22 protein-coding genes and 1 pseudogene are annotated in these 22,658 nt (G+C 71.9%); 10 read left to right on the top strand and 13 right to left on the bottom strand.

Going from position 1 to position 22,658, the window contains the following annotated elements; translation table 11 throughout:
- Window positions 1–87 precede the first annotated feature (87 nt).
- Window positions 88–714 (top strand): GntR family transcriptional regulator, encoded by a 627-nt coding sequence (locus EV375_RS19545; RefSeq protein ID WP_055484853.1) that lies wholly within the window; start codon window positions 88–90, stop codon window positions 712–714.
- Window positions 715–987: 273 nt separating this feature from the next.
- On the opposite strand, the gene EV375_RS19540 is transcribed toward EV375_RS19545, so the two are convergent.
- Window positions 988–1,791 carry a carbon-nitrogen hydrolase family protein gene (locus EV375_RS19540; RefSeq protein WP_130300574.1) on the bottom strand — a complete coding sequence of 268 codons (804 nt, stop codon included), beginning with the start codon at window positions 1,789–1,791 and terminating at the stop codon, window positions 988–990.
- 121 nt (window positions 1,792–1,912) lie between these two features.
- Window positions 1,913–3,292 (bottom strand): MFS transporter, encoded by a 1,380-nt coding sequence (locus tag EV375_RS19535; protein ID WP_130301973.1) that lies wholly within the window; start codon window positions 3,290–3,292, stop codon window positions 1,913–1,915.
- A 245-nt stretch (window positions 3,293–3,537) separates the two neighbouring features.
- Here EV375_RS19535 and EV375_RS29800 point away from each other — a divergent pair, with 245 nt between their 5' ends.
- On the top strand, window positions 3,538–4,344 hold the full coding sequence (locus EV375_RS29800; protein ID WP_486588584.1) for a DUF2848 domain-containing protein: 807 nt from the start codon (window positions 3,538–3,540) through the stop codon (window positions 4,342–4,344).
- Between the two features lie 5 nt (window positions 4,345–4,349).
- Here the strand turns inward: EV375_RS29800 and EV375_RS19525 are convergent, their stop codons facing one another.
- The gene (locus EV375_RS19525; protein WP_486588759.1) at window positions 4,350–5,072 is read right to left on the bottom strand and encodes a GntR family transcriptional regulator; all 723 of its coding nucleotides are present in this window, start codon (window positions 5,070–5,072) and stop codon (window positions 4,350–4,352) included.
- A 272-nt stretch (window positions 5,073–5,344) separates the two neighbouring features.
- Between EV375_RS19525 and EV375_RS19520 the strand changes: the two genes are divergently transcribed.
- From EV375_RS19520 to EV375_RS19500, 5 genes and pseudogenes are all read left to right on the top strand, one after another.
- Window positions 5,345–6,682 (top strand): MFS transporter, encoded by a 1,338-nt coding sequence (locus tag EV375_RS19520; RefSeq protein WP_130300572.1) that lies wholly within the window; start codon window positions 5,345–5,347, stop codon window positions 6,680–6,682.
- 98 nt (window positions 6,683–6,780) lie between these two features.
- Complete coding sequence (locus EV375_RS19515) at window positions 6,781–7,617, top strand: putative hydro-lyase (protein ID WP_130300571.1); 837 nt, start codon at window positions 6,781–6,783, stop codon at window positions 7,615–7,617.
- 70 nt (window positions 7,618–7,687) lie between these two features.
- Window positions 7,688–7,963: a type II toxin-antitoxin system Phd/YefM family antitoxin gene (locus EV375_RS19510; protein WP_130300570.1), complete on the top strand. Its 276-nt coding sequence runs from the start codon at window positions 7,688–7,690 to the stop codon at window positions 7,961–7,963.
- Window positions 7,956–8,360: a type II toxin-antitoxin system VapC family toxin gene (locus EV375_RS19505; protein WP_130300569.1), complete on the top strand. Its 405-nt coding sequence runs from the start codon at window positions 7,956–7,958 to the stop codon at window positions 8,358–8,360. Before EV375_RS19510 ends, EV375_RS19505 begins: the two co-directional genes overlap by 8 nt.
- 143 nt (window positions 8,361–8,503) lie before the next feature.
- Window positions 8,504–8,608: pseudogene (locus EV375_RS19500) on the top strand (DUF1348 family protein); the annotation flags it as partial.
- A gap of 140 nt (window positions 8,609–8,748) precedes the next feature.
- Here EV375_RS19500 and EV375_RS19495 read toward each other — a convergent pair.
- Together EV375_RS19495 and EV375_RS19490 are read right to left on the bottom strand one after the other, a co-directional pair.
- Complete coding sequence (locus EV375_RS19495; protein ID WP_130300568.1) at window positions 8,749–9,801, bottom strand: DUF3048 domain-containing protein; 1,053 nt, start codon at window positions 9,799–9,801, stop codon at window positions 8,749–8,751.
- A gap of 176 nt (window positions 9,802–9,977) precedes the next feature.
- Window positions 9,978–10,784: a class I SAM-dependent methyltransferase gene (locus EV375_RS19490; protein WP_130300567.1), complete on the bottom strand. Its 807-nt coding sequence runs from the start codon at window positions 10,782–10,784 to the stop codon at window positions 9,978–9,980.
- 489 nt (window positions 10,785–11,273) lie between these two features.
- Here EV375_RS19490 and EV375_RS19485 point away from each other — a divergent pair, with 489 nt between their 5' ends.
- Both EV375_RS19485 and EV375_RS19480 read left to right on the top strand, forming a co-directional pair.
- Window positions 11,274–12,218, top strand: coding sequence for a D-2-hydroxyacid dehydrogenase family protein (locus tag EV375_RS19485; protein WP_130300566.1), 945 nt, complete (start codon window positions 11,274–11,276; stop codon window positions 12,216–12,218).
- Between the two features lie 175 nt (window positions 12,219–12,393).
- Entirely contained in the window at window positions 12,394–13,338 is a 945-nt protein-coding gene (locus EV375_RS19480) for an NADP-dependent oxidoreductase (RefSeq protein ID WP_486588583.1), read from the top strand.
- A 310-nt stretch (window positions 13,339–13,648) separates the two neighbouring features.
- Here the strand turns inward: EV375_RS19480 and EV375_RS19475 are convergent, their stop codons facing one another.
- The 6 genes from EV375_RS19475 to EV375_RS19450 all read right to left on the bottom strand — a co-directional run bounded on the left by EV375_RS19475 (window position 13,649) and on the right by EV375_RS19450 (window position 20,559).
- On the bottom strand, window positions 13,649–14,377 hold the full coding sequence (locus EV375_RS19475; RefSeq protein ID WP_130300565.1) for a dienelactone hydrolase family protein: 729 nt from the start codon (window positions 14,375–14,377) through the stop codon (window positions 13,649–13,651).
- A 335-nt stretch (window positions 14,378–14,712) separates the two neighbouring features.
- Window positions 14,713–16,116 carry an NAD(P)/FAD-dependent oxidoreductase gene (locus tag EV375_RS19470; protein ID WP_130300564.1) on the bottom strand — a complete coding sequence of 468 codons (1,404 nt, stop codon included), beginning with the start codon at window positions 16,114–16,116 and terminating at the stop codon, window positions 14,713–14,715.
- 383 nt (window positions 16,117–16,499) lie between these two features.
- Complete coding sequence (locus tag EV375_RS19465; RefSeq protein ID WP_207228183.1) at window positions 16,500–16,820, bottom strand: DMT family transporter; 321 nt, start codon at window positions 16,818–16,820, stop codon at window positions 16,500–16,502.
- A gap of 120 nt (window positions 16,821–16,940) precedes the next feature.
- Window positions 16,941–19,010: a PhoX family protein gene (locus tag EV375_RS19460; RefSeq protein ID WP_130300563.1), complete on the bottom strand. Its 2,070-nt coding sequence runs from the start codon at window positions 19,008–19,010 to the stop codon at window positions 16,941–16,943.
- Window positions 19,011–19,324: 314 nt separating this feature from the next.
- The gene (locus EV375_RS19455) at window positions 19,325–19,699 is read right to left on the bottom strand and encodes a hypothetical protein (protein WP_130300562.1); all 375 of its coding nucleotides are present in this window, start codon (window positions 19,697–19,699) and stop codon (window positions 19,325–19,327) included.
- 149 nt (window positions 19,700–19,848) lie between these two features.
- Entirely contained in the window at window positions 19,849–20,559 is a 711-nt protein-coding gene (locus tag EV375_RS19450; protein WP_130300561.1) for a class I SAM-dependent methyltransferase, read from the bottom strand.
- Between the two features lie 559 nt (window positions 20,560–21,118).
- Between EV375_RS19450 and EV375_RS19445 the strand changes: the two genes are divergently transcribed.
- A complete protein-coding gene (locus tag EV375_RS19445) occupies window positions 21,119–21,562 on the top strand; it encodes a VOC family protein (protein ID WP_130300560.1) in 444 nt (147 codons plus the stop codon).
- A 193-nt stretch (window positions 21,563–21,755) separates the two neighbouring features.
- On the opposite strand, the gene EV375_RS19440 is transcribed toward EV375_RS19445, so the two are convergent.
- Together EV375_RS19440 and EV375_RS19435 are read right to left on the bottom strand one after the other, a co-directional pair.
- Window positions 21,756–21,983, bottom strand: a complete 228-nt coding sequence (locus EV375_RS19440; protein ID WP_130300559.1) for a type A2 lantipeptide — start codon at window positions 21,981–21,983, stop codon at window positions 21,756–21,758.
- A gap of 267 nt (window positions 21,984–22,250) precedes the next feature.
- Window positions 22,251–22,484 (bottom strand): type A2 lantipeptide, encoded by a 234-nt coding sequence (locus EV375_RS19435; RefSeq protein ID WP_130300558.1) that lies wholly within the window; start codon window positions 22,482–22,484, stop codon window positions 22,251–22,253.
- Window positions 22,485–22,658 lie beyond the last annotated feature (174 nt).

Below are 22,658 nucleotides of genomic sequence, written 5' to 3'. Positions count from 1 at the left end.
AGGACGACCAACGCGGGGCCGCAGCCGGGCCGGCCGGCGCACCCCTGGGCAGGCCGGGCGCGGACGACGCCGGCGGGGAGGCTCGCTGTGACATCAGGACGCGAGAAGGCATACAGGTTTCTCAAGGAGACCGTGCTGACCGATCCCGCCATGCAGGGGGAGTTCCTCTCCGAGCAGATGATCGCCGACCGCGTCGGCATCTCCCGCACTCCCATCCGCGAGGCGCTGCTGCTGCTCGCCGCGGAGGAACTGGTCAGCCTCGTCCCGAAACGGGGTGCCTACATCGCGCCGCTCTCCGGCCGTGAGATCAGCGAACTGATGGAGATGCGCGCCCTGCTGGAGCGGTACGCCGCCCGCCGTACGGTCGAGACGGGCACGGCGCCCGTCGCCGAGATGGACAGGATCCTCGAGGAACAGACCGCGCTGCGCGGCAGCGAGAAGGCCAAGGAGTTCATCGAGGCCGACCACCGCTTCCACGCGACGCTCATCGCCGCCGCCGGCAACAAGCTGATGGCCAAGCAGTACGAGGCGCTGCGCAGCCGCCAGGTCAGGGCCGGTGTCAGCGCCCTCTACCGCTCTCCGGGACGGCAGAACGAGGTCTGCGCCGAACACCGCCACATCGTCACGGCGTTGGCGGCCGAACGCGCGGACGTCGCGTGCGCGGCGATCGACGACCACATCGCGGCCACGCGGCGCATCCTTACCGAGGGCTGACCGCCGCGCCGCCGGGCGCCGGCCGCGGGCCGGCGGCCGCCTCACAGGGGCGGCGGCCGCGCCCGCCGCGACGGGCCCGGCCCCGCGGGGCGCCCCCACGGGAGCGGCCGCGGGGCCGCGGTCTGCTGTCCCCGGGCCGGGCCGCAGCGGGCTCCGCCGGCGGGTCGGAGCACGCGGTCGTCCGGCTCAGGCCCGCGGTCGTCCGGGTCCGAGCCCGCGGTCGTCCGGGTCGGAGCACGCGGTCGTCCGGCTCAGAGCCTGCGGTTGTCCGGCTCAGAGCCTGCGGTTGTCCAGGACCGCCACCGCCCGGCGTACCTTGGCCACTTCGTCCGCGTCCACGTCGGCCACGATCAACTCGGTTGTCTCCCCTGCCTCTTCGCGCACCTGGCCGTCAGGCCCCACGAGGAGGCTGTGCCCGACACCCGTCGGCGCCTTCGTCGGCTGCCGGATGTCGGCGTCGGGGCCGGGCGGCGCCTGACCGACCGCGGCAACCCACAGCGTCGCGTCCAGTGCTCGCGCCCTGGTGAGCAGCCGCCAGTGGTCGAGCTTGACGGGGCCGGCGCCCCACGACGCGGGCAGCACGGAGAGCACGGCACCCTCGTCGGCGTGCGCGCGGAAGAGTTCCGGGAACCGGACGTCGTAGCAGGTCGCCAGGCCGACGCGCACACCCGCGACGTCGATGGTGACGACCTTCTCGCCGGGGGCGACCGTGTCCGACTCGGAGAAGCCGAACGCGTCATACAGGTGGATCTTGTCGTAGGCGGCGTCCACGTCCGGGCCGGTGGCGATCAGGGTGTTGGTGACACGTCCGTCGGACGACGGCGTGAACATCCCCGCCACCACTGTGAGTCCGTGACGGCGGGCGATCCCGCGCACGCCCTCCGCCCACGGCCCGTCCAGCGGCTGCGCCACCGGCCCGAGCGGGATACCGAAGCGGGCCATCGCCGCTTCCGGGAAGACGGCCAGCTGTGCGCCCTCTCCGGCCGCCCGCGCGGCCATGGTGTCGATGGTGCGCAGATTCTCCTCGGGGTCGGTTGCCGCGGTGAACTGGCACAGCGCTGTGCGGAGCGTCGTCACTGGCTGTCTCCTTTCCGCAAGGTCGAGCGGTCGGGTCGAAGGGCCGGCTTCCAGCGGCCGGACGTCGAACAGTCCGGCTTCCAGCGGCCGGGATTCGGGCGCCGGATGATCCGGGCCACCGTCACCGCGACTTCGCGGCGTACGACGAGGAGGGAGTCCGCTCCGGGCCGCCCGTCCCGCTGCCATTGCCGTGGCCGTTGCTGCCGACCAGCCTGATGTACTCCTCGTCCTCCGCGTGGTCGGCGTCCCGGCCGAGCAGCACACCCGTCACCGTAAGCACGGCGGTCAGCACGATGTACCCCGCGAGCGGCAGCCAGGTGCCGAACTTGCCGAGCAGCGCGGTGAACACGAGCGGAGCGACAGCACCGCCGATCACCCCAGCCAGCGTGTACGCGAGCGAGGAACCGGTGTAGCGCAGCCGCGGGCTGAACTGCTCGGCGACGAAGGCCGCCTGCGGTCCGTAGAGCATCGAGTGGATGACGAGCGCGCCGATGACGCCCAGCACGATCAGCAGCCACGAACGCGTCTCCGCCAGCGGGAAGAAGACGAACGGCCAGATGCCCGCCGCGACGGCCGCACCCAGGTACAGGCGCCGGCGGTTCCAGCGGTCGGAGAGCGCTCCCGCGAGCGGGATGAGGAAGATCTGCAGTCCGGAGCCGATGAGCACCGCGGTGAGGGCCTGGCCCCTGGGCATGCCGAGTTCCTCCGTGACGTAGGTCAGCACGAAGACGGTGAACATCGCGTAGAGGACGTCGGGCGCGACCCGGGAGAGGATCGCGGCGATCAGCGGCCTGCGCTGCTGGGCGAAGACCTCTCGGACCGGCGCCTCGGGACGTTCGCCGCCCGCTTCGACCGCCTTGAAGACCGGCGTCTCCTCCAGGTGCGTGCGGACCCACAGTCCGAAGACGACCAGCACTCCGGAGAGCAGGAACGCGATGCGCCAGCCGAAGGAGAGGAACTGCTCCTCGGTCAGCATCGCTCCGAGCGCGGCGAGGGCGCCGTTGGCCATGAGGTTGCCGACGGGCGGCCCGACCTGGGCCGCGGAGGCCCAGAATCCGCGTCGCCGTGTATCGCCGAACTCACTGGAGAGCAGTACGGCGCCGCCCCATTCGCCGCCGACGCCCACACCTTGGGCGAAGCGCAGCAGGACCAGCAGCGCGGGAGCGACCGGTCCGGCCACCGCGTGTGTCGGGAGGCAGCCGATCAGGAAGGTGGCGACGCCGACGAGGACGAGCGTGGCGACGAGGACGCGCTTGCGCCCGATCACGTCGCCGAGCCGTCCGAAGACGAAGCCCCCGAGCGGGCGGGAGACGTAGCCGACCGCGTACGTGGAGAACGCGAGCAGCGTGCCCGTGAGGGGATCGCCGGAGGGGAAGAACAGCTTTCCGAAGACGAGCGCGGACGCGGCCGAGTAGACGGCGAAGTCGTACCACTCGAGCGAGGTCCCGGTGAGGCTGGCGGTGAACGCCTTCGTCAGGTCCTTGCGGCGTGCGCTGCTCATGCCGGCGTCCTCGCCGGGACCGGCCGGAGCTCCTGGATCGCCGGGAGCTGCCGGATCGCCCGCGCCGCTGTGCGGATCGGGCTCGTCCGCTGCCGCCTTGTGCGACGTCTTGTGGTCCACGGGAGCTTCCTCACGGTCGGGTTCCTTCGGGACACGGGGCATACTTGCTGTATACAGCTCGTATGCGCAACCCTCAGGGCGCGGAATTTACCGCTGCGAAACCGAGACCGACCTGGAGGAATCCCATGACCGGCCTGTCTTTCACGCTCCCCGACGGCACCCGGCGCGCCGTGACCGTGAAGCGTCTGCTCAACGCCGGCTACGCGGGCCGCAGTCAGGACGACGTGGCCGCCCACGTGGCGGAGCTGGCCGAACTGGGAGTGCCCGCGCCCTCCACGACTCCTGCGCTCTACCCCGTCTCGCCCTACCTCGCGCAGCAGACCGGAACGGTTCTCGCGCAGCACGGAAAGACCTCCGGCGAGGCCGAGTGGGCGCTCGTCGTCGACGACACCGGGGACCTGCTGCTGACGGCGGCGTGCGACCACACCGACCGCGAGCTGGAGACGTACGGCGTGGCCTGGAGCAAGAACGCTGCCCCGGACGTGCTCGCCACGAGCGCGTGGCGGTTCGACGACGTCGCCGACCGCATCGACGGTCTCACCCTTCGCGCCTGGGTGAGCGGCGCCGGAGGGGGCAACGGCCCCGCGGGTACCGGCACCGGCACCGGCACCGGCACGGAAGGCGGCACCGGCACCGGCACTGACTCTGGCAACGACCCCGGCACCGGCACCGGCACGGAAGGCGGCCCCGGGGAGCAGCTGATCCAGGACGGCACCGGCGCCGACCTGCTCCCCCCGCAGCACTGGGCGGAGGTGCTGCGTGAGCGGGGCGAACTGGAGCCCGGCACGGTGCTGATCTCCGGGACCATCCCGATGCTGCACGGCGAGGACCAGTTCGCCGGACGCTGGCGCGTCCAGCTCGGCGACCCGGCGACGGGCCGCGAGATCTCGCTGACCTACGACGTGGTGCCCATGCCGGAGCCCATCGGCTGAGTGCTTCACGCGCCCTGGGCGTCCCGGTCTCCGCCGGCGCCCAGGCGCTGCGCGTAGGCGGTGACGATCTGCCTGCGGGAGTCCTCCAGGTACTCCCGCAGCATCCGTTCCGCCCCCGCCGCGTCGCCCGAGCGGAGGGTGCGCAGGATCTCCCGGTTGCGTGCGAGGTAGGGCTCGTGGAGGCGGCGCGGGCTGTCCATGACGTGATGGGCCAGCCGCAGTTCGGCCAGCACGCTGCTCATGACCTCGTCCGTGCGGGGACTTCGCCCCAGCGCGACCACCTCGCGGTGGAAGTGGATGTTCGCCGTCGCCAGGTCCTTCCACCGCCACTCCCGGGTGGCGGCCTGACCGTCGGCGACGGTGGCGGCGAGTGCGTCGAGGCCGAACGGCGGCCCCGCCTCGGCCAGTTGGTTCATGACTCCGCACTCGATGAGTTTCCGCACGCGGTAGATGTCGAGGACGTCGTCGACGCTCAGTACGCGGACGAAGACGCCCCTGTTGAGCTGGTGTTCCAGAAGCCGTTCGTGGGTGAGCAGCCGGAACGATTCCCGCAGCGTGTTGCGCGAGACGCCGAGCACGCCGCCGATGTCGCCCTCCGACAGCCGGGCCCCCGGCGGGAAGAACCCCTCGGCGATGCGGCTGCGCAGCACGTCCGCCACGCGTTCCGCCGTGCTGGTACGGCTCAACAGCGCGCGGTCGCCCGCCAGTTCGTTGTGCCGCGCGGGCACCGCGGACCTCAACGCGGGCTCGGCGGAGGGCGGCACGGCTGACGGCACCGCGCGTTGTACGGCAGGGAGCCGCGCGGGCTCCGGATCGGTCGTCTCCAACTCGCGCCCCCTTCTTGATCCGCGGCTCCTCCTGGCGTGCATGCCCCGCATACAGCGCTACGAACCCCTTGAAGGATCGTTCAACGATCCTCTACGTTATCCCGGACATCGAGCAGGCACCACAGGCTCGCCCACATCCAAGACGGCGCCCCTTTCCCCTCTGCGAGGTGCACATGAAAAGCAACCCGATACCGAATGCTCCCCAGGAGGGCGCAGGGTCCGAGCACGTCTCCGTACGGGACTCCGGCAGCGAACCCGGCTCAGGGCCGGGCGAGGGCTCCGGCGGCCCCTTCGGCTGGTTCAAGGAGCTCGGCGCCTCCGGGCGCCGCGCCTTCGCGGGCTCGTTCGGCGGCTACGCGCTGGACTCCTACGACTTCTTCACGCTGCCGCTCGGCATGGTCGCCATCGGCGCGTACTTCAGCCTCGACCCGGGCCAGACCGGCCTGCTCACCACCGTCACCCTCGTCGTCTCCGCCGTCGGCGGCGCGGTCGCGGGCATCCTCGCCGACCGCATCGGACGCGTCAGGACGCTGATCCTCACCGTCGTCACCTACGCCCTGTTCACCCTGCTGTGCGGCTTCGCCCCCAACTACGAGACGCTGCTGGTCTTCCGCGGCCTGCAGGGCCTCGGCTTCGGCGGCGAGTGGGCCGTCGGCGCGATCCTCGTAGCCGAGTACGCCTCGGCGAAGAACCGGGGTCGCACCCTCGGCGTCATCCAGAGCTCGTGGGCCGTGGGCTGGGCGCTGGCCGTCATCGTCTACACGGCTGTCTTCCAGCTCTTCGACGAATCGGTCGCCTGGCGCGTGCTGTTCTGGACCGGTGCCCTTCCCGCACTGCTGATCATCTACGTGCGCCGCAACGTCACGGACGCGCCGCAGGCGGCCGAGCAGCGCATGAACAGCCGCGAACGGGGCTCCTTCTCCGCGATCTTCACTCCCGAACTGCGGCGCACCACGCTCTTCGGCGTGCTGCTCTCCACCGGCGTGCAGGGCGGGTACTACACGCTGGCCACCTGGGTGCCCAGCTACCTCAAGACGGACCGCGGGCTGACCGTCGTCGGCACCGGCGGCTTCCTGACGTTCCTGATCTCCGGCGCCTTCATCGGCTACCTCACCGGTGGCTACCTCACGGACAAGCTGGGGCGGAAGCGCAACGTCGCGGTCTTCGCCGTGCTCTCCGCGCTCGCCGTCCTCGCCTACACCAACGTGCCGACCGGCTCCAACACCCTCGTGCTGCTGCTGGGTTTCCCGCTCGGCTTCTGCATGTCGGCCATCTTCAGCGGTTTCGGCTCCTTCCTGAGCGAGCTCTACCCGACAGCCGTGCGCGGCACCGGGCAGGGCTTCGTCTACAACACTGGCCGCGCCGTCGGCGCCTTCTTCCCCACGCTGGTCGGCTTCCTCGCCAACAGCTGGGGTGTCAGCGGTGCCCTCGTCTTCGGGGCCGCCGGCTACGGAGTCGCCCTCATCGCCCTGCTGGGGCTGCCCGAGACCCGGGGCCGGGCGCTGGTCTGACCCGCCCGGCGCACCGCGTGGCCGGGACCGGTCGACTCCGGCCCGGCCACGCCGGTCGTCACAAGTGCCGCTCGCCCGACCGACGGAGGTCACACGCCATGCCCCCAGCGACACCCGCTACGACGCACGGCACACCGGCCCCTGGGCCGACACCGGCGACCGTGGCCGCCGGCGCCGCCGAGGCGCGGGCGCTGATCCGCGACGGCGACGCCGGCCCCACCCCCGGCCGTGCCCCCGGATACACGCAGGCCAACCTCATCTCCGTACCGCGCGACTGGGCCTACGACGTGCTGCTCTTCTGCCAGCGCAACCCCAAGCCCTGCCCGGTGCTCGACGTGACGGAACCGGGGGAGACCTCCACCGTCCTCGCCCCCGGCGCGGACCTGCGCACCGACCTGCCCGCGTACCGGGTGTGGGAGCACGGCGAACTCGTCGAGGAGCCCGCCGAGGTGACCGGCCGGTGGCGCAAGGACCTGGTGACCTTCCTCATCGGGTGCAGCTTCACCTTCGAATGGGCGCTGGCGGAGGCCGGGGTTCCGCTGCGCCACATCGAGCAGGGCCGCAACGTCGCCATGTACGTCACGGACCGCCGCTGCCGTCCCGCGGGCGCGATGAAGGGGCCGATGGTCGTCTCGATGAGGCCCGTGCCGGAGGAATCGGTGGCCACCGCGGTCCGCGTCACGGGCCGCATGCCCGCGGTCCACGGCGCGCCCGTGCACACCGGTGACCCCGCACTGCTCGGGATCGCGGACATCGACGAGCCGGACTTCGGCGACCGCACCGACGTGCTCCCCGGCGACGTGCCCGTCTTCTGGGCCTGCGGCGTGACCCCCCAGGCCGCCGTGATGGCGTCCCGCCCGCCCTTCGCGATCACCCACGCACCCGGCCGGATGTTCATCACGGACGTACGGGACGAGGAGTATCTGGTGGCGTGAGCCCATGCCGCCCGGCGAGCACCAGGATGGGCATGTAGCTCAGCGAGACACATGGAGCTACAATCGAGTCATGAAGACCATCACTCAGCGCGAGTTCCGCAACAACTCCGCAGCTGTCATGAACGCAGTCGAAGGCGGCGAGACGTACCACATCACTCGTAATGGAACCGAGGTGGCCGAACTGCGACCCTTGCACCGAAGGCCTCGCCTCAGCGCCGAGGAACTCGTGGCACGACACCGCAAGCTGCCTCGCGTCGATCATGATCAGCTGCGCCGTGAAGCGGATGAGCTCTTCGGAACCGAGGACCGTGTCGGTGACGACCCCTGGGAACGCCACCGTGACTGAGCGACCGCAGTCCGGTGTGCTGGACACCTGCACTTATATCGACCTGGACGTCCTCGACCCCGCAGATCTCCCGGCTGTCCCCGAGCTGACAGCCATCACCCTGGCTGAACTTCACCAAGGTGTGGCCCTGGCCAAGGATCCTGTCGCGCGAACGAGGCGTATGGAGAAGCTGGGGGCAGCTGTTGCCGACTTCGACCCCCTGCCGTTCGACGGTGATGCGGCGGCCCGTTACGGAACGCTCGTCGCACTCACTCTCGCCCGGCATCGTGATCCCCGTCCCCGGAGACTGGATCTGATGATCGCGGCCATCGCCTCGTTCCACGGCCTGCCGCTCTTCACGCGGAACGCCGACGACTTCAAGGGGCTGGACAGCGCCGTGACCGTCGTGCCGGTCTGAGGACGAAGGTCGTGCCGCCACCGGAAGTGGAAAAGCGGCCGGGCGTCCGGTAAGCCCCTGGACGTGCGGGGAGGGAATGGCGCCGCCCCGACCGCACGGAAGCCGGAGCCCGTCCGGAGCAGACGCCGAGAAAGGCACCCGACGTGAACGCTCGCCCGCCGCTGCCGCCGTTCACCCTGGAGACCGCACGTCAGAAGGTCCAGGCAGCCGAGGACGCATGGAACACGCGCGCGGAATTCCGCTCCGCTGAGGAGCAGCCCCGGAGGCGGGGCCGGTACCCAGGTGCCGGCGGCGGGCCGTCCGTCCGCCGCCGGCGCCCCTTTTGCGCACGGTGCGGCCACGCCGGACACCGGGCGTGCGCCGTCGGCCGTTCACCGTGCGCCGGCGCTCAGGCCTCCTCGTAGACGAGCCACACGTTGCCGCGGTCGAAGGGCATCCGCTCGCCGTTCGGCAGCGTGAAGCTCGTGCCCGACTCGGCGGTAGGGCGCTCCCACTTCGTCTCGTACGCCTTGCCGTCGCGCAGCACCGTCGCATCGCCGCTGCCGACGGTCTTCTCGTACGGCGTACCGCCGTCGTCCGGCGGCATCTCCACCTTCTGCACGATCACGGTCCTGCCGCCCAGCCGCGCCCCGCCGGTACTCGTCGCCGGGGCACCGTCGAAGGAGGTGAGCCAACGGTCCTCCTTCTCCGACCAGTTGAAGGTGGTCTCGGCCGAGCCGTAGTCGACCGTGCGCTCCTTCGTGGGCTCGCCGCCCTCCGGGGCGTCGTCCGCGAAGCGGAAACCTATGTCGGCGCTCTCGCTGGCCTCCGGTGCGGTGTCGAGGAGCTCGTCCGGGTGCACGTAGAGGTTGTGCGGGGCCTCGTTGTCGCCGCCGCGGAAATAGGGCTCGGGGTACTTGTCGTGGGAGCGGGCGTGGAGCGTCGACTTCTCTATGAGGTCCTCGACTCCCGCGCGCGCACCCGAGTAGGAGAGCGCGGGACGGTCGAACATCCGCAGCTGCTCCACGTTGTACGCGCGGGCGCTGCGCACGGGCCCGAGCGAGTCGGGCAGCTTGCTGGAGTAGATGCCGAGCAGCCGGCTCAGCCCGCCCTCGACCTTCTCCACGACGGTGATGTCGGCGTCCTCGACCGCCGTGTGAGGGCGTGCGTCCTTGTGGTTGTCGATCTTCACGGCCAGCACGGGCGCCGGATCGGCGGGAAGCCCCGTGAAGGGGGACGTGGCCTCGCGCGCCTCGGTGGTCCCGTCCTTACCCGGGTGCCGCGCGCCGTCCGTCTTCTTCACCGCGCCCTGCGCGCCGTGGGCGTCCTGGGTGTCCTGGGCGGACGAGAGACCCGCACCGCTTCCCGCGGCCAGCGCCACCACTGTCAGCGTGGCGAGGATGCGTGCGGTTCTGCGTATGCCTCCCGGGCCGCCGCCGGGGGACGGCGAGCCCGTGGTCATGCCCTGCATGTGAACTGCCTTCCGTCTGTGGGGGTTGGACAGCCACCTCACCGGCGCCGGGCCGCGCCGTCAATAGCACGCGTGCGCTTCGCAGACGGCGGGCCGCGGGCGTCACACGGCGCGGGCGTCGCACCGGGCGGGCGGGCTTCGGACCCGTTCCCGTCCCCCCGCAGACGTCAGTTCTCGGCAGACACGGATGAGTCCTCGAGCGAGACGCGGATCTTGGACTGCTTGTGCGGAAGCTTCTCCCAGTCGTCCATGAAGCGGGCAGCCAGACCGTGCTTCCGTGCGAGAGCGGCCAGCGTCTCGGTCCGGTAGTAGAAGTCCTCACGCAGCACCTGGTGTTCCGCGCCTTCAGTGCGGTCGAAGGTGAAGTCGAAGAAGCCGCGGGGGGCCAGGACCCGCCCGACGTGGGCCAGGCACTCGTCGATGACCTCGATCGGCGAGTGGGAGAAGACGCTGTGCGCGTGCACGACATCGAAGTGCCCGCTGGGCAGGAAGTCGAGCCTCAGGTCGTGCGTGAGCGTCAAGTGGGGGAGTTTCTCCTGCAGTTCGTACCTTGTGAGCGTCTCCTTCGCGGAGATGAGGATGTCGGGGGAGATGTCGATGCCGTAGTAGTTGCCGGTGTCGAGGTACTGGATGAACCGCCAGCCCGCACGCAGATTTCCGCAGCCGATGTCGAGCATGCGGTGCTGGGGCTGAAGCCCGTGCTCCTTGAGGAAGTCGAACTGCATCCGCCCGAGCGCGAGCCACCGCTCGTGGCTGCCGCTCCCGACCGCCGCCTCGGGATCGTTCGCGGTGTCCGAGGCCATCACGGCCCGGTAGTAGCCGACATGGTCCGGGTGCCTGAAGCGCAGCCAGGAGTCCCGGATGGCACGGCGCACGTACGGGGCGACCCGCCCCGGGTTGCGCAGGGCATACGCGGCCTTGTGCGACAGCATCGAACGGTTGGCGGCCAGTGAGCGTGCGGTCTTCTTGGGCATGGCGATGTACTCCTCGGGTGGTTCCGTGCTGCCCCCGACGGCTTCGATACCTCCGGAACGAGTCACCGTCCATGCCGGACACGTGCCGGACCCGTGCCGGACGCTTTTCAAGTGCGGGACCGCCCCGGCGTCACGGCGGTGCGGCGCGGGAGAGCGGCCGCCGACGCCTGCGTACGGTCCGGCACGTGCCGGTGCTCGCACGGCGCAGCCCCCGCGGCCCGGCCGGTGGCCGGGCGTCCGGGCGTCCGGGCGTCCCGCATCCGGCGTCCGCGCGTCCCAGGTCACCTCGGGGACCGCGTCCGCCCCAGGGCTACGCGGAAGCGCGCGAAGGACTTAAGGTCCACGTCAGGGGCAGGTCACCCGGAATCGCCGCACGTCGTCCGCGACCCGGACGCCGTGGCCCCGGGGGCCCGGACGACAGCGAGCCCCAGACGGCACCGTGGTCCACGGGGACCCGGGGCCCAGTGATCCCGTACGAAAGGAACGACCGTGCGCGTCGCCGTCCTCGACGACTACCAGCAGGCCGCCCACCACTTCGCCGACTGGCAGAGTCTGGACGCCGAAGTCACCTTCCTCCACGAGCACATCGCCGGCACAGACGAACTCGCCGAGGCACTGCGCGGCTACGAGGTCGTCGTGGCGATGCGCGAGCGCACCCCGTTCACCGCCGAGCGGTTCGAACGCCTCCCGGACCTGCGCCTGCTCGTCACGACCGGGATGGCCAACGCCTCGATCGACCTGGCCGCCGCCGAACGCCACGGCGTGACCGTCTGCGGCACGCAGAGCCCCGCCACCGCGACGCCCGAGCTCACCTGGGGGCTCATCCTCTCCCTGCTGCGCCACATCCCCGCCGAGTCGACCGGGGTCCGCGAGGGGCAGTGGCAGCACTCCATAGGCGGTGACCTGTACGGACACACTCTCGGCATCGTCGGGCTCGGACGGCTCGGGTCGCGAGTGGCCACCGTGGGGCGGGCGTTCGGCATGCGCGTACTGGCCTGGAGCAGCAACCTCGAACCGGCGACCGCCCGCGAACGCGGTGCCGAGCCGGTCAGCAAGCAGACCCTCTTCTCCGAGGCCGACATCGTGACCGTCCACTACAAACTCAGCGAACGCAGCAGGGGGCTGATCGGCAGGGAGGAGCTGTCGTGGATGAAGCCCACCGCTTACCTCGTCAACACCTCGCGCGGTCCGCTGATCGACACCGACGCACTCGTCGACGCCCTGATCGAGGGCCGTCTCGCCGGTGCCGGCCTGGACGTCTACGACGTCGAGCCGCTGCCTGCCGACGCCCCGCTGCGGACCGCGCCCCGCACCGTCCTGACCCCGCACATCGGATACGTCACCGAGGAGACGTACCGGATCTTCTACGGGGAGGCCGTGGAGGACATCGCCGCCTGGGCGGCGGGAGAGCCGGTGCGCACGCTCGCGCCGTGACGGCGCAGTGCCGGGCGGGCCCGGGTCCCCCGGCCGCTCCCGCGCTCAAGGCCACTCCAGGTCCCCCGGCCGCTCCCGGGCTGCCTGCGCCCGTGCGGCTTCCGGCCGCCGCGCGTACCGCCCCGCCCGGTGCGACCCTGGCGGGTGACGGACACCCGAGCGAAGGGACCGCGGCATGGCGAAGCGTGTGGTGGCCGACTCGTACGGCGGCCCGGAAGTCCTCTCCCTGATCGAGTCCGACGTCCCCGTCCCGGGACCCGGCGAGGTCACGGTGCGGGCCATGGCCATCGGGGTCAACCCCGTCGACTACAAGCTCTACGGCGGCGCCATGGGCGCCGATCCGGCCGCGCTGCCGATGCCGGTCGGCCTGGAGCTGTCCGGCGTGGTGACCGCCGTCGGCCGGGACGCCGAGGGCCCTGCCGGCCCTCTGTCCGTCGGGGACGAGGTGATGGTCCACCCGGCCCCCGGCGCCTACGCGACCGAATTGACGGTGCCCGCGTCGAGCGTCGCGCCGAAGCCGCCGGAACTGTCGTGGGAGGAGGCCGCCGGGCTGCGGCTCGCCGGCGCGACGGCCGTGCACGCCCTCACCGTGATCGGTGTCTCCGAGGGTGAGACGCTGCTGATCCACGGGGCGTCGGGCGGCGTGGGCCTGCTCGCGGCGCAGATCGCGGTGGCGGACGGCGTGAGAGTCATCGGCACGGCGGGCGAGAGCCATCTGGACTCCGTCGAACGCTACGGAGCGACCGCCGTGCGGTACGGCGAAGGCCTGCGTGAACGTGTGCGCGAGGCGGCACCCGGCGGCGTGGACGCGGTCATCGACACCTCCGGCACGCGTGAGGCGATCGACCTCTCCCTCGAACTCGTGCCCGACCCCGGCCGCATCGTCTCCATCCTCGCCTTCGACCGGGGGGACACGGGGATCAAGCTGATCGGCGGCGGCCCGAACGCCGACCCCGGCACCGAGATCAGAGCCGGCTCGTGGCGGAAGCTCGCCGAGCTCGCACACCAGGGGGAGATCGAGGTCGTCGTCGCCCGTACGTACTCCCTCGCGGAGGCGGCCGACGCGCACCGCTTCCTCGCGGAGGGCCATCCCGGCGGCAAGGTCGTCCTGCTGCCCTGAGCGGAGCCCCGCGGCTGGTCCCCTCCCCGCCGCCCGTTCCCTTCCCGCGGCCCCTCCTCTTCCCGCGGCTGCAATGCAAGTTCAGCGGTGGGCCGGGGAGTTCCGGGCCGGGAGACGCGCGAGTCGCACGGTCCGGGCCGGGAGACGGGCGAGCGGAGGGGCCTGACCGGGGGGATGCGCGAGCGGCGGACGGGGCAGCGGCACAGGCCTGGTCGCCGGTCCTGCTCCGGCGCCCAGGCCTGTGTCGCCGGTCGGACGGCATCAGGGCCGGCACCGTCCGGCGGCACGATGGCAGCGTCCGACGGCACGCTCAGAGCCGCTCCCCGAGGAAGGCGAGGGTGCGCTCCCAGGCGAGCCGCGTCGCCTCCGGGTCGTAAGTGCCCAGGTGGTTCTCCTCGTTGGCGAAGGCGTGACCCGCCGGGTAGCGCTCGATGGTCACCTTCGCCCCGGACTCCCTGTGGATGCGCGCGGCGATCTCCTCGGCGCGCTCCGGAGTGGCGTTCTCGTCCAACTCGCCGTAGTGGCCGAGGACGTCGGCCCTCAGGTTCGTGAAGTCGACCTCGTCGTCACTGACGACGCCGTAGAACGGGACGGCCGCGGCGATCTTCTCTCCCGCCTCGGCGGCGAGCGCCAGGACGAAGCCGCCCCCCATGCAGAAGCCCACGGCGCCCACCGCGTCTCCCCGGACGGCCTCGTGTCGGCGCAAGTAGTCGACGGCGCCGACGAGTTCACGCACGGCCCGGCCCATGGGCAGCTCGGAGGCGAGGCGGGCGGCGTCGTCGCTGTCGTGGGTGGTGCGGCCGCCGTAGAGGTCGGGGGCGAGCGCCACGTAGCCGGCAGCGGCGAACTGGTCCGTCACCTCGGCGATCTGGTCGGTCAGCCCCCACCACTCCTGGATGACGATGACTCCGGGGCCGGTGCCGCTCTCCGGGAGCGCCAGATAGCCGTAGATCTCGACGCCGTCCGCGTCGAAGCGCAGGTTCTGGCGCAGCGGTGGTGCAGACACGAGGGTCCAGCCTTTCTGCTCGGGATCGTCCATACGGACACGATTGGTGACGGACCGTTCGGTTGCCCGCCGAACCCGGAGAGTGCCCTCACGTGCCGCCGATAACCCGCTGCGGCGGAATCACACACGTACGGCACGGGACCTGCTCATCCGGCACGCGGCCCCGGTACCGGAGGCGTCACGGGACGCGGCCCCGGTACCGGAGGCGTCACGGCACGCGGCCCCGGTGTCGGAGCGTCGCGGGACGCGGCCCGGCCCGTGCCCGTCGCCGGCCCGGCGGGGTTGTCGCGGGCCCGGCGTCGCGGTGGGCCCGGCCCGTGCCCGTCGCCGCGGTGCTCGGTGCGTCGGTGCGTCGGTGCGTCGGTGCGTCAGCACTCCCCGGGGACGGAGGAATCCGCCGCGAGTTCGCGGACCCGCTCCGGGGTCGGGTAGCCACCGGTGTGCTCGAAGCCGGCGAGTGTCGCGTGCCGGCCGGACAGGTAACCGGTACGGAAGAAGTCGTTGCCGGTGGTGGCGTCGAGAAGCCAGTTCGTCGCGGTGCGCAGCCGGGCGTTGCCCGTCCGCAGCGCCGCGAGATGGTAGCCGCGCGTCACCAACTGGGCAGGCAGACCGCTCAGTTCGACGCCGAGGGGACGTGCCAGCGCGTCCAGCCCGCCGAGGTCGACGACGAGGCCCAGGCTCTTGTGCTCGTAGGGCCGCGTGGGCCTGCCGCGCAGAACTGCCGCGACGTTGCTCGCGGCGCGCCGCCCCTGCCGCATGGCGTGCTGCGCGGTGGGCGGACATACCTTCGCGGCCTCGCCGCTTCCGTGCCCTCCCCTGCCTCTGGCGGCGCGGTCCGCCGTCAGATCGGGCACGGCCGCCGCGTCGCCGAGCGCGAAGACACCGTCCCTGCCGGGCACCCGCAGATCGGAACCGACCACGAGGCGGCCCTGTGCGGTCTCGGCGCCGATCGTGCCGATCAGCGGGCTGGCTGCCACGCCCGCCGTCCAGATGAGCGTGCGCGTGGGCAGCGAGCGCCCGTCGGTCAGGGTGACGGTGCCCTCCGACACGTCCGACACGGAGACGCCGAGCGAGACCTCCGTGCCCCGCGCGGTGATCAGCTCCAGTGCCTTGCGGCCGAGGCGTTCGCCGAGTTCGGGCATCAGCTTCGGCGAGTGGTCGACGAGGTGCCACTCGATCCGGCGCGGGTCGATGCGGCGGTAGCGGGACGCGGCGGCCGCCGTCAGCCGCTGGAGGCAGGCGACGCTCTCCGTCCCGGCGTAACCGCCGCCGACCACGACGAACCGCAGGCGGGCCGCGCGCTCCGCCTCGTCGTGCGTGACGGCGGCGAGGTCGAGCTGGGCGATCACGTGATCGCGGATGTAGGCGGCCTCGGCCAGCGTCTTCATGCCGCGCGCATGCCGGTTCAGGCCGGGGATGTCGAAGGTGCGGGTGACGCTTCCCGGGGTGAGGACGATGCAGTCGTAGCGCTGGTTGACCAGCTCGCCGGTGATCAGCCGGACGACGCACACCTTCGCGGCGGTGTCCACGCCGATGGCGGTGCCGGGGACGATGCGCGTACGGCGAAGGACCCGGCGCAGCGCCGGTGCGACGGCCTCGGGGGTGAGCACGCCCGAGGCGACCTGGGGCAGGAGCGGCAGGTAGAGCTGGTAGTCGTCGGGGGTGATCAGCGAGATCTCCGCCTCGCTGTCGCCGAGTTCGCGCTCCAGACCCCGCGCGCACTGCACCCCCGCGAAGCCGCCGCCCACGACGAACACCCTGGGTCTGTCCATGGCTGCTTCGCCGCCCCTCGCTCGCCGGGGTCCGTCGGTCCGGAGCCGTCCGTACAGGTCGGGGCAGCTCCGTGCGAGAAGGCTCGCACGGGGCGGTCGGGGCCGCATCCGCACGCGTACCGGCCGCGACGGCTGCTCCACCGGCGGGGGAACCTCCCCGAAGTGCCCGGCCGGGGCCGGGGCGGGGACCGGTCCGGCCGGTCCACCCGCCGTATCCGGCCCCGGCAGTTCCGGTCGGCTCCGGCAGTTCCGGTCGGCTCCGGCAGTTCCGGTCGGCTCCGGTCAGTGCCGTAGGTGGCCGGCAGCGCCGTGGGCCGCCGCCGGTCCCGTCGGCCCCCTTCAGCCCCAGGTCCGCTTCACCCCCGTGGACCCGGCCGTCGTTTTCAGTGCAGGAGCTTGAGTCCGACCACGCCGGCGACGATCAGCAGCAGACACAGCACGCGTGCCACCGTGACCGGATCGCCGAGCACGGCCATGCCGTACGCGGCGGTGCCGATGGCTCCGATGCCCACCCAGACGCCGTATGCGGTGCCGAGCGGGATGTGTGTCACCGCGTACGACAGCCCGCCCATGCTGGCCGCGAGCGCGCCGAGGAAGAGCAGCGAAGGCCACAGCCTGTGGAAATTGCCGGACGCCTCCAGGGCGGTCGCCCATACGGTCTCCAGCACCCCCGAGACGATGAGGACCACCCAGGCCAGAGTCATCCGACGCCCTCCACTCCGCTCGCACGCACGCACACTGACGTGCCGTATGCCGGCTGCCCGTTGCCGGCTGCCGCTCAGCAGTCGATCACACGCGCACGGCGGGCGGGGCGGAGGCGTCCGTCAGACCCCGATGTCGCCGCCGTCCTTGCGCCAGACGCTGACGACCGAGGGGCGTACGTACGCGTCCGGTCCGTCCGGCCACTGGGAGGCGGGCTTCTCGACGCTCGCGCCGTCCTCCTCGCCCGGGTGCTGGACGGAGACCAGGACGCGCCTGTCCTGCACGATCGGCCCGCAGGTCTCGGCGGCGTTGGGCATGGTCAGGAACTGCCGGACCTCACCGCGCCGCGGCCCCGCGGTGGCGACGCCGAACAGGCCGTCGTGAAAGCCGAGTTGGGCGTCGTCCGTGGAGATCCACAGGTTGCCGAAGTCGTCGAACGTGACGTTGTCGGGGCAGGAGATGGGGCTGACCTGGTCCTTGGGGAAGCCGCCGAAGTAGGTGTCCGGGTCCTCGGGGTCGCCGCACACCAGGAACAGCCTCCAGGTGAAGCGGCGCGCGGCCGGATCGTTCCCCCGCTCGGTGAACTCCAGTACGTGGCCGTGCTTGTTGCCCTTGCGCGGGTTGGCCTCGTCGGGGCCCGCCTTGCCCGCGGCGCCGCGGTCGGAGTTGTTGGTGAGGGCGGCGTAGACGCGTCCGGTGCGGGGGCTGGGTTCGACGTCCTCCGGGCGGTCCATCTTCGTGGCACCCACCTTGTCGCCGGCGATGCGCGTGAAGACGTACACCTCGTCCGCGGTCATGCCCTCCACATGCGACTCGTCGCCCGTGGCGAGGGGAATCCACTTGCCGCGGCCGTCGAACTCCTGGTCGTCCGACGGGAGTTCACCCGAGCCGTCGATCTCGTCCTCCGGGCTGTCGCCCGTCAGCTTGGCGGCGTACAGCGTGCCGTGGTCCAGGAGCGTCATGTTGTGCTCGTGGTCGGCCCGGCTCTCGCCCCGCCGCATCCGCTTCGACGAGACGAACTTGTACAGGTACTCGAAGCGTTCGTCGTCACCCATGTAGACCACGGCGCGGCCGTCGCTCGTCAGCCGCGGCTGGGCGCCCTCGTGCTTGAAGCGGCCGAGCGCGGTGCGCTTGCGGGGCTTCGAGTCCGGGTCGTACGGGTCGAGTTCGACGACCCAGCCGAAGCGGTGCGGCTCGTACGGCTCCTTCGTGACGTCGAAGCGGTCGTCGAACCGCTCCCACTTGCGCTCCGTGTCGGTGCCCTTGAGGGCGTAGCGCTCCAGCCGCTTGCGGTGCTCGTCGTCCTCGACCTTCTCGGTGTTGGCGAAGTACTGGTCGACGTTCTCCTCACCGTGCAGGGTCGTGCCCCACGGAGTGGTGCCGCCCGCGCAGTTGTTGAGGGTTCCGAGCACCGTGGTGCCGTCCGGGTCCGCGGATGTACGGAGCCACTTGCTGCCGGCGGCCGGGCCGGTCACCTCGAAGGGCGTGGTCGCTGTGACACGGCGGTTGAGGCGGTGACGCGGCACGGCCCGCAGGGCGCCGGAGTCCTTCTCGCCCTCGACGACCACCACGGAGAGGCCGTGCGCCGCCCAGCCGATCTCGGCCTGCTCCCGAGTGGGGTCGTCGGGGTCGTAGCCCGCGAACATCAGGACCTCGTCGGTGTATTCGTGGTTGGCGACGAGCAACTGCCGCCCGCTGCCGCCCTCCTGGCCCTTCAGCGGGAGCAGCGACAGGAAGTCGTTGTTGTAACCGAACTGCCCCTTCTGCGCCTTCGCGGACTGCTTCTCGGGATCGAAGTCGGGGGCCCCGCGCAGGATCGGTTCGCCCCAGCGGATCACGATGTTCTGCTCGTAACCCTCCGGGACGGTCACCTTGTCGTCGGTGTTCGGCTCGACGGGCGTGAACCGCAGGCCCTTGGCCGGCTTGCCCTTCGCCCTGCCGTCCGCGGCCGACACCGCACCGGCGGAGTCCGCGCTGCAGGCACCCGTGCCGGCGGCGGCCACCACCCCCGCGACGGCCCCGGCACGCAGCACCGAACGGCGCGAGAGCGCACGGGCGATGACGTCACCGGCGTACTCGTTGCCGCTGGTGTTGGGCGCTTCGTGGAAGCAGGCGTCACCGCACCGGTAGCGGCAGGTCATCGCGGACCTTCCGCCCGGGTGCGAGCCGAGCACCGTCAGCAGCTTGCGCATGGTCCCCTCCGGATCTCCGTGCATACGGCAGCGGGACGACGCTATGGGCGCAGTTCCGCGAGGAGTCGACCTGACGATGAACCCCGGGTGAATCCCCGCCCGACCTCGGGAAGCGGGGTCGGGGACCGCCGGTGGGGGCTCTCCCCCCGTACGCCCGAGCCCCTGCCGCACCGGCGCGGCCCGCCGCCCCGGCCTCCCGGGGACGCGGGACGCCGGACGCCGGACGCCGGACGCGGGACGCCGGACGCCGGACGCCGGACGCCCATGAGCCCGGCGGTTCGGCGGCGCGGGCGGGAACACGGGCTCGGGCCCGGTCAGACAGGCCCGAGCCGGTCGACGCGGTGGTCCAGCCAGACCCCGCAGGCCCAGGACAGCAGCAGCAGCGTCAGGGCCACCACAGCGGCCATGACGACCGCCCGTGTGCCGCGTCGGCCCCGTCCACGGAACACGGCGCGGGTGAGGGACCAGGTGAGCACGGCGATCAGCGGGAAGCCGGCCACCATGCCCGGGAGTTCGATGTACAGCAGGCTCCAGTCGCGCCGGCCCTCGAAGCCGCCGGCCACACCCGAGCGCGCGAAGGCGAACCACACCGCGAACCCGGTCGCCGCCGCGGCAGCCGCGACGAGACATCCGGCAGCGGCGGCGGCAGCCGTCCCCTGCCGCCCGTCACGGCCCTCACGCGATTCCATGCCAGCACGGACGCCCGCTTCGGCGCGGCAGTTCCCTGGCGCACGCGCCCCGTGGGCCAACTCACGAACAGCGCAACGGGATTCGGCATCCCTGCGGTGGCCCGAGGGCGCGGCGCGCGCTCCGGGCCAGGACACAACACCCCTGCCGGTCAACGCGCTTGACGACGCCGTCTCGCCGGCGGCGGTGCCGGGTCCGCCGGGGTTCTTGCCCGCACCATCAGCGTGCCGACGTTGTCCGGGTCGGGCGCGGGCAGGACGCAGGCGTCGATGCCCGTGAAGCCGTTGCGCTCCAGCAGGTCCGCCCACATCCCGGTGGAGTACGACCAGCGCAGCACGGGCAGCCTGCGCCCGCTGAGACCGTTGCCGTACATCGCCTGGGGACCGTAGAAGCCCTCGATCGGCTCGGCCTGCGAAAGGGCCAGCACACCACCGGGGTTGAGCCGGCGGGCGACGAGCGGGACCAGCCGCTCCGGGTCGGTGAACCACACGGCGCCCCACCGGGAGAAGACCGCGTCGAAGGTGGCGGTCGTCTCCGCGAGATAGTCGCAGGCCTCGGCGGTGACGAAGGAGAGCCCGGGGGTGCCCTCCCACCACAGCCGCGCGCGTGCGGTCTGCGCGGGTGAGAAGTCGAGCGCCGTCACCTGCACTCCCGTACGGGCGAGGAAGACCGACTCCTTCCCCTCGGCGGAGCCCAGCTCCAAGGCCGTGCGGGGCTGTCCGATGAAGCCGGCTCCGGGGCCGTGCCCGGGGTACTGCGTCCACTCGAAGGAGTCGACCTCGGGGGCGGACGGAGTCCTGTCCCCCTTGTGCGGCTTGTAGGAGTCCCAGTACTCGGGGAGGCTCTTCGACGTGAGAGGCATGCGTTTTCCTCGCAGGATGCGGGCGATGATGTCACCTGCCCCGTCACCGTAGGGTCCGCCTCCGCGGCCCGTGCCGCCTCGGCGGTGCTTCACCCGAACGTGCTGCTGCGGTCGTACGGACGCCTGCCGCGGTCGTACGGACGCGGGAGGCGGCCTCTCCCGCGGCGCCGCGCTCGATGCGAACTCACGGGCGGGAGCGGCCCGTTCGGCCGACAGAGGCGATGTGAGCGGCACGGCGGGGGCACCGCCGGTCCCGCCGCCCCCGCCCGACGACGGGACGGCTCGCGTCGCGGCGTGCGGTGAGGAGCCCCGGACGGACGGGGGGCTTCGATGCGCGGCCCGCTGGACCGCGTCACCGGGGTACGGTCCACGGCCCCGGGTACGGTCCAGGGCCCCGGGTACGGTCCAGGGCCCCGGGTACGGTCCAGGGCCCCGGGTACGGTCCAGGGCCCCGGGTACGGTCCACGGCTCCGGGTACCGTCCGGTCAGCGCAGGGCCGTGCCGGGGACTCCCGCTCCGGGACGGCGCGACGACTCCACAGAAAGGCGGCGAGTCTCCCGTGAGCACATTCGATTCCCCCGTCCCCCGGTTCCATCTGGCCATGCCCGTCGACGACTTGGACGCGGCCCGCCGCTTCTACGGCGAGGTGCTCGGCCTCGAACAGGGCCGCAGCTCGCAGACGTGGACGGACTGGAATCTCCACGGGCACCAGTTCGTCACCCACCTCGCGCCCGCGCCCGGCGGCGGCACCGGCGGCGCGCACAATCCCGTCGACGGACACGACGTGCCCGTACCGCACTTCGGCCTGATCCTCGCAGTGCCGGAATTCCACAAACTGGCGGACCGGTTGCGGGCGGCGGGCACGGAGTTCGTCATCGAGCCGTACGTGCGTTTCGAGGGGCAGCCGGGCGAGCAGTGGACGATGTTCCTTCGTGACCCGGCCGGGAACGCCCTGGAGTTCAAGGCGTTCGCCGACGACTCGCAGGTCTTCGCGACCGGCTGAGGTCCCCGGCCGGGTTCGGGCGCTCCACTCCGGGGCCCGCCCGGCCCGTTCGGGCCTTCCCGCCTCACGTTCCCGCCTCCCGCCCTCCGCCCTCAGCCCTCCGCGAGCAGTTCAAGGGCCCCGTTACGCACAACTCGCATGCGTAACGGGGCCCTTGGCACCGGCCGGTGCCGGTGGTGGTACTCGGAGCCGGTCAGCCGACGATGCCGGAGGCGCCCTCGACGGCGGGGACGCCCGCGTTCAGGGTGCCGCTGATGCCGCCCAGGCCGGGGACGTTGGCGCTCACGCTGGCGGCGGCGCCACCCGGGCCGGGGGTCACGTCGACGCCGGCGAGGCCTCCGGGGAGGGAGGCGCCCACGCCGCCGGACACGTTGTCGAGGTCGGCGTCGGTGAGCTCGGCGGTCTCGATCGTGTTGCGCATGAAAGTTCCAATCGATGAGCGGGAGAACGTCACTCCGGTGACACCGGAGGTGAGGGATCAGAACATCTCAGCGACTTCGGCTGCCACTCGTCACACTCGTCTCCCTCAATCCTCACGTGATCTTCTGATTCGTTACCGGTCTCTGGATCGCTCCCGGCCCGCAACCGCCGGGCCGGGCACGGCCGCTGCCCGGAATGCCCGGGCACAGCCAGGGGCCCCGGCACACATGCTTCACATGCGTGCCGGGGCCCCTGAAAGCGAAGGCGCTCAGCCAACCAGGCCGGTGACGGAGCCGACGCCGGGCAGGGAGCCCGTCACGCCGGAGGCGGCGCTGGTGACGCCGCCCGCGAGGCCGTCGACACCGTCGACGGAGCCGCCGACGCTGCCGGCCACGCCGTCCAGGCCCGCGGCGACGTTGCCGCCGACCGACGCGGCGACGCCGCCGGAGACGTTGTCGAGGTCGGCGTCGGAGAGCTCGGCGGTGGCGATCTGAGGTGTCATGTCACGCATGAAAAGTTCCAATCACGAGCGGGGGGGAACGTCGCTCCGGAAAGAACCGGAGGTCCGGAGATCAGAACATCTGCGGAGCGCTGGCTTCCACTCACAGAAACCTTCTTCATATGATCCTCACGTGATCTCTAGGTATGCAACGAAGAGTTGACCGAACGGCGCGCA

Source organism: Streptomyces sp. CNZ301, from assembly GCF_004217425.1.
The sequence above is the reverse complement of the archived record's forward strand: the minus strand, read 5'-3'. Positions and strand labels throughout refer to the sequence as shown.

Coding starts and splice junctions, on each gene's coding strand:
- EV375_RS19535 (WP_130301973.1), bottom strand. CDS start 3,292: ATGAGCAGCGCACGCCGCAAGGACCTGACGAAGGCGTTCACCGCCAGC.
- EV375_RS29800 (WP_486588584.1), top strand. CDS start 3,538: ATGACCGGCCTGTCTTTCACGCTCCCCGACGGCACCCGGCGCGCCGTG.
- EV375_RS19520 (WP_130300572.1), top strand. CDS start 5,345: ATGAAAAGCAACCCGATACCGAATGCTCCCCAGGAGGGCGCAGGGTCC.
- EV375_RS19515 (WP_130300571.1), top strand. CDS start 6,781: ATGCCCCCAGCGACACCCGCTACGACGCACGGCACACCGGCCCCTGGG.
- EV375_RS19510 (WP_130300570.1), top strand. CDS start 7,688: ATGAAGACCATCACTCAGCGCGAGTTCCGCAACAACTCCGCAGCTGTC.
- EV375_RS19495 (WP_130300568.1), bottom strand. CDS start 9,801: ATGACCACGGGCTCGCCGTCCCCCGGCGGCGGCCCGGGAGGCATACGC.
- EV375_RS19490 (WP_130300567.1), bottom strand. CDS start 10,784: ATGCCCAAGAAGACCGCACGCTCACTGGCCGCCAACCGTTCGATGCTG.
- EV375_RS19480 (WP_486588583.1), top strand. CDS start 12,394: ATGGCGAAGCGTGTGGTGGCCGACTCGTACGGCGGCCCGGAAGTCCTC.
- EV375_RS19475 (WP_130300565.1), bottom strand. CDS start 14,377: ATGGACGATCCCGAGCAGAAAGGCTGGACCCTCGTGTCTGCACCACCG.
- EV375_RS19470 (WP_130300564.1), bottom strand. CDS start 16,116: ATGGACAGACCCAGGGTGTTCGTCGTGGGCGGCGGCTTCGCGGGGGTG.
- EV375_RS19465 (WP_207228183.1), bottom strand. CDS start 16,820: ATGACTCTGGCCTGGGTGGTCCTCATCGTCTCGGGGGTGCTGGAGACC.
- EV375_RS19460 (WP_130300563.1), bottom strand. CDS start 19,010: ATGCGCAAGCTGCTGACGGTGCTCGGCTCGCACCCGGGCGGAAGGTCC.
- EV375_RS19455 (WP_130300562.1), bottom strand. CDS start 19,699: ATGGAATCGCGTGAGGGCCGTGACGGGCGGCAGGGGACGGCTGCCGCC.
- EV375_RS19450 (WP_130300561.1), bottom strand. CDS start 20,559: ATGCCTCTCACGTCGAAGAGCCTCCCCGAGTACTGGGACTCCTACAAG.
- EV375_RS19440 (WP_130300559.1), bottom strand. CDS start 21,983: ATGCGCAACACGATCGAGACCGCCGAGCTCACCGACGCCGACCTCGAC.
- EV375_RS19435 (WP_130300558.1), bottom strand. CDS start 22,484: ATGACACCTCAGATCGCCACCGCCGAGCTCTCCGACGCCGACCTCGAC.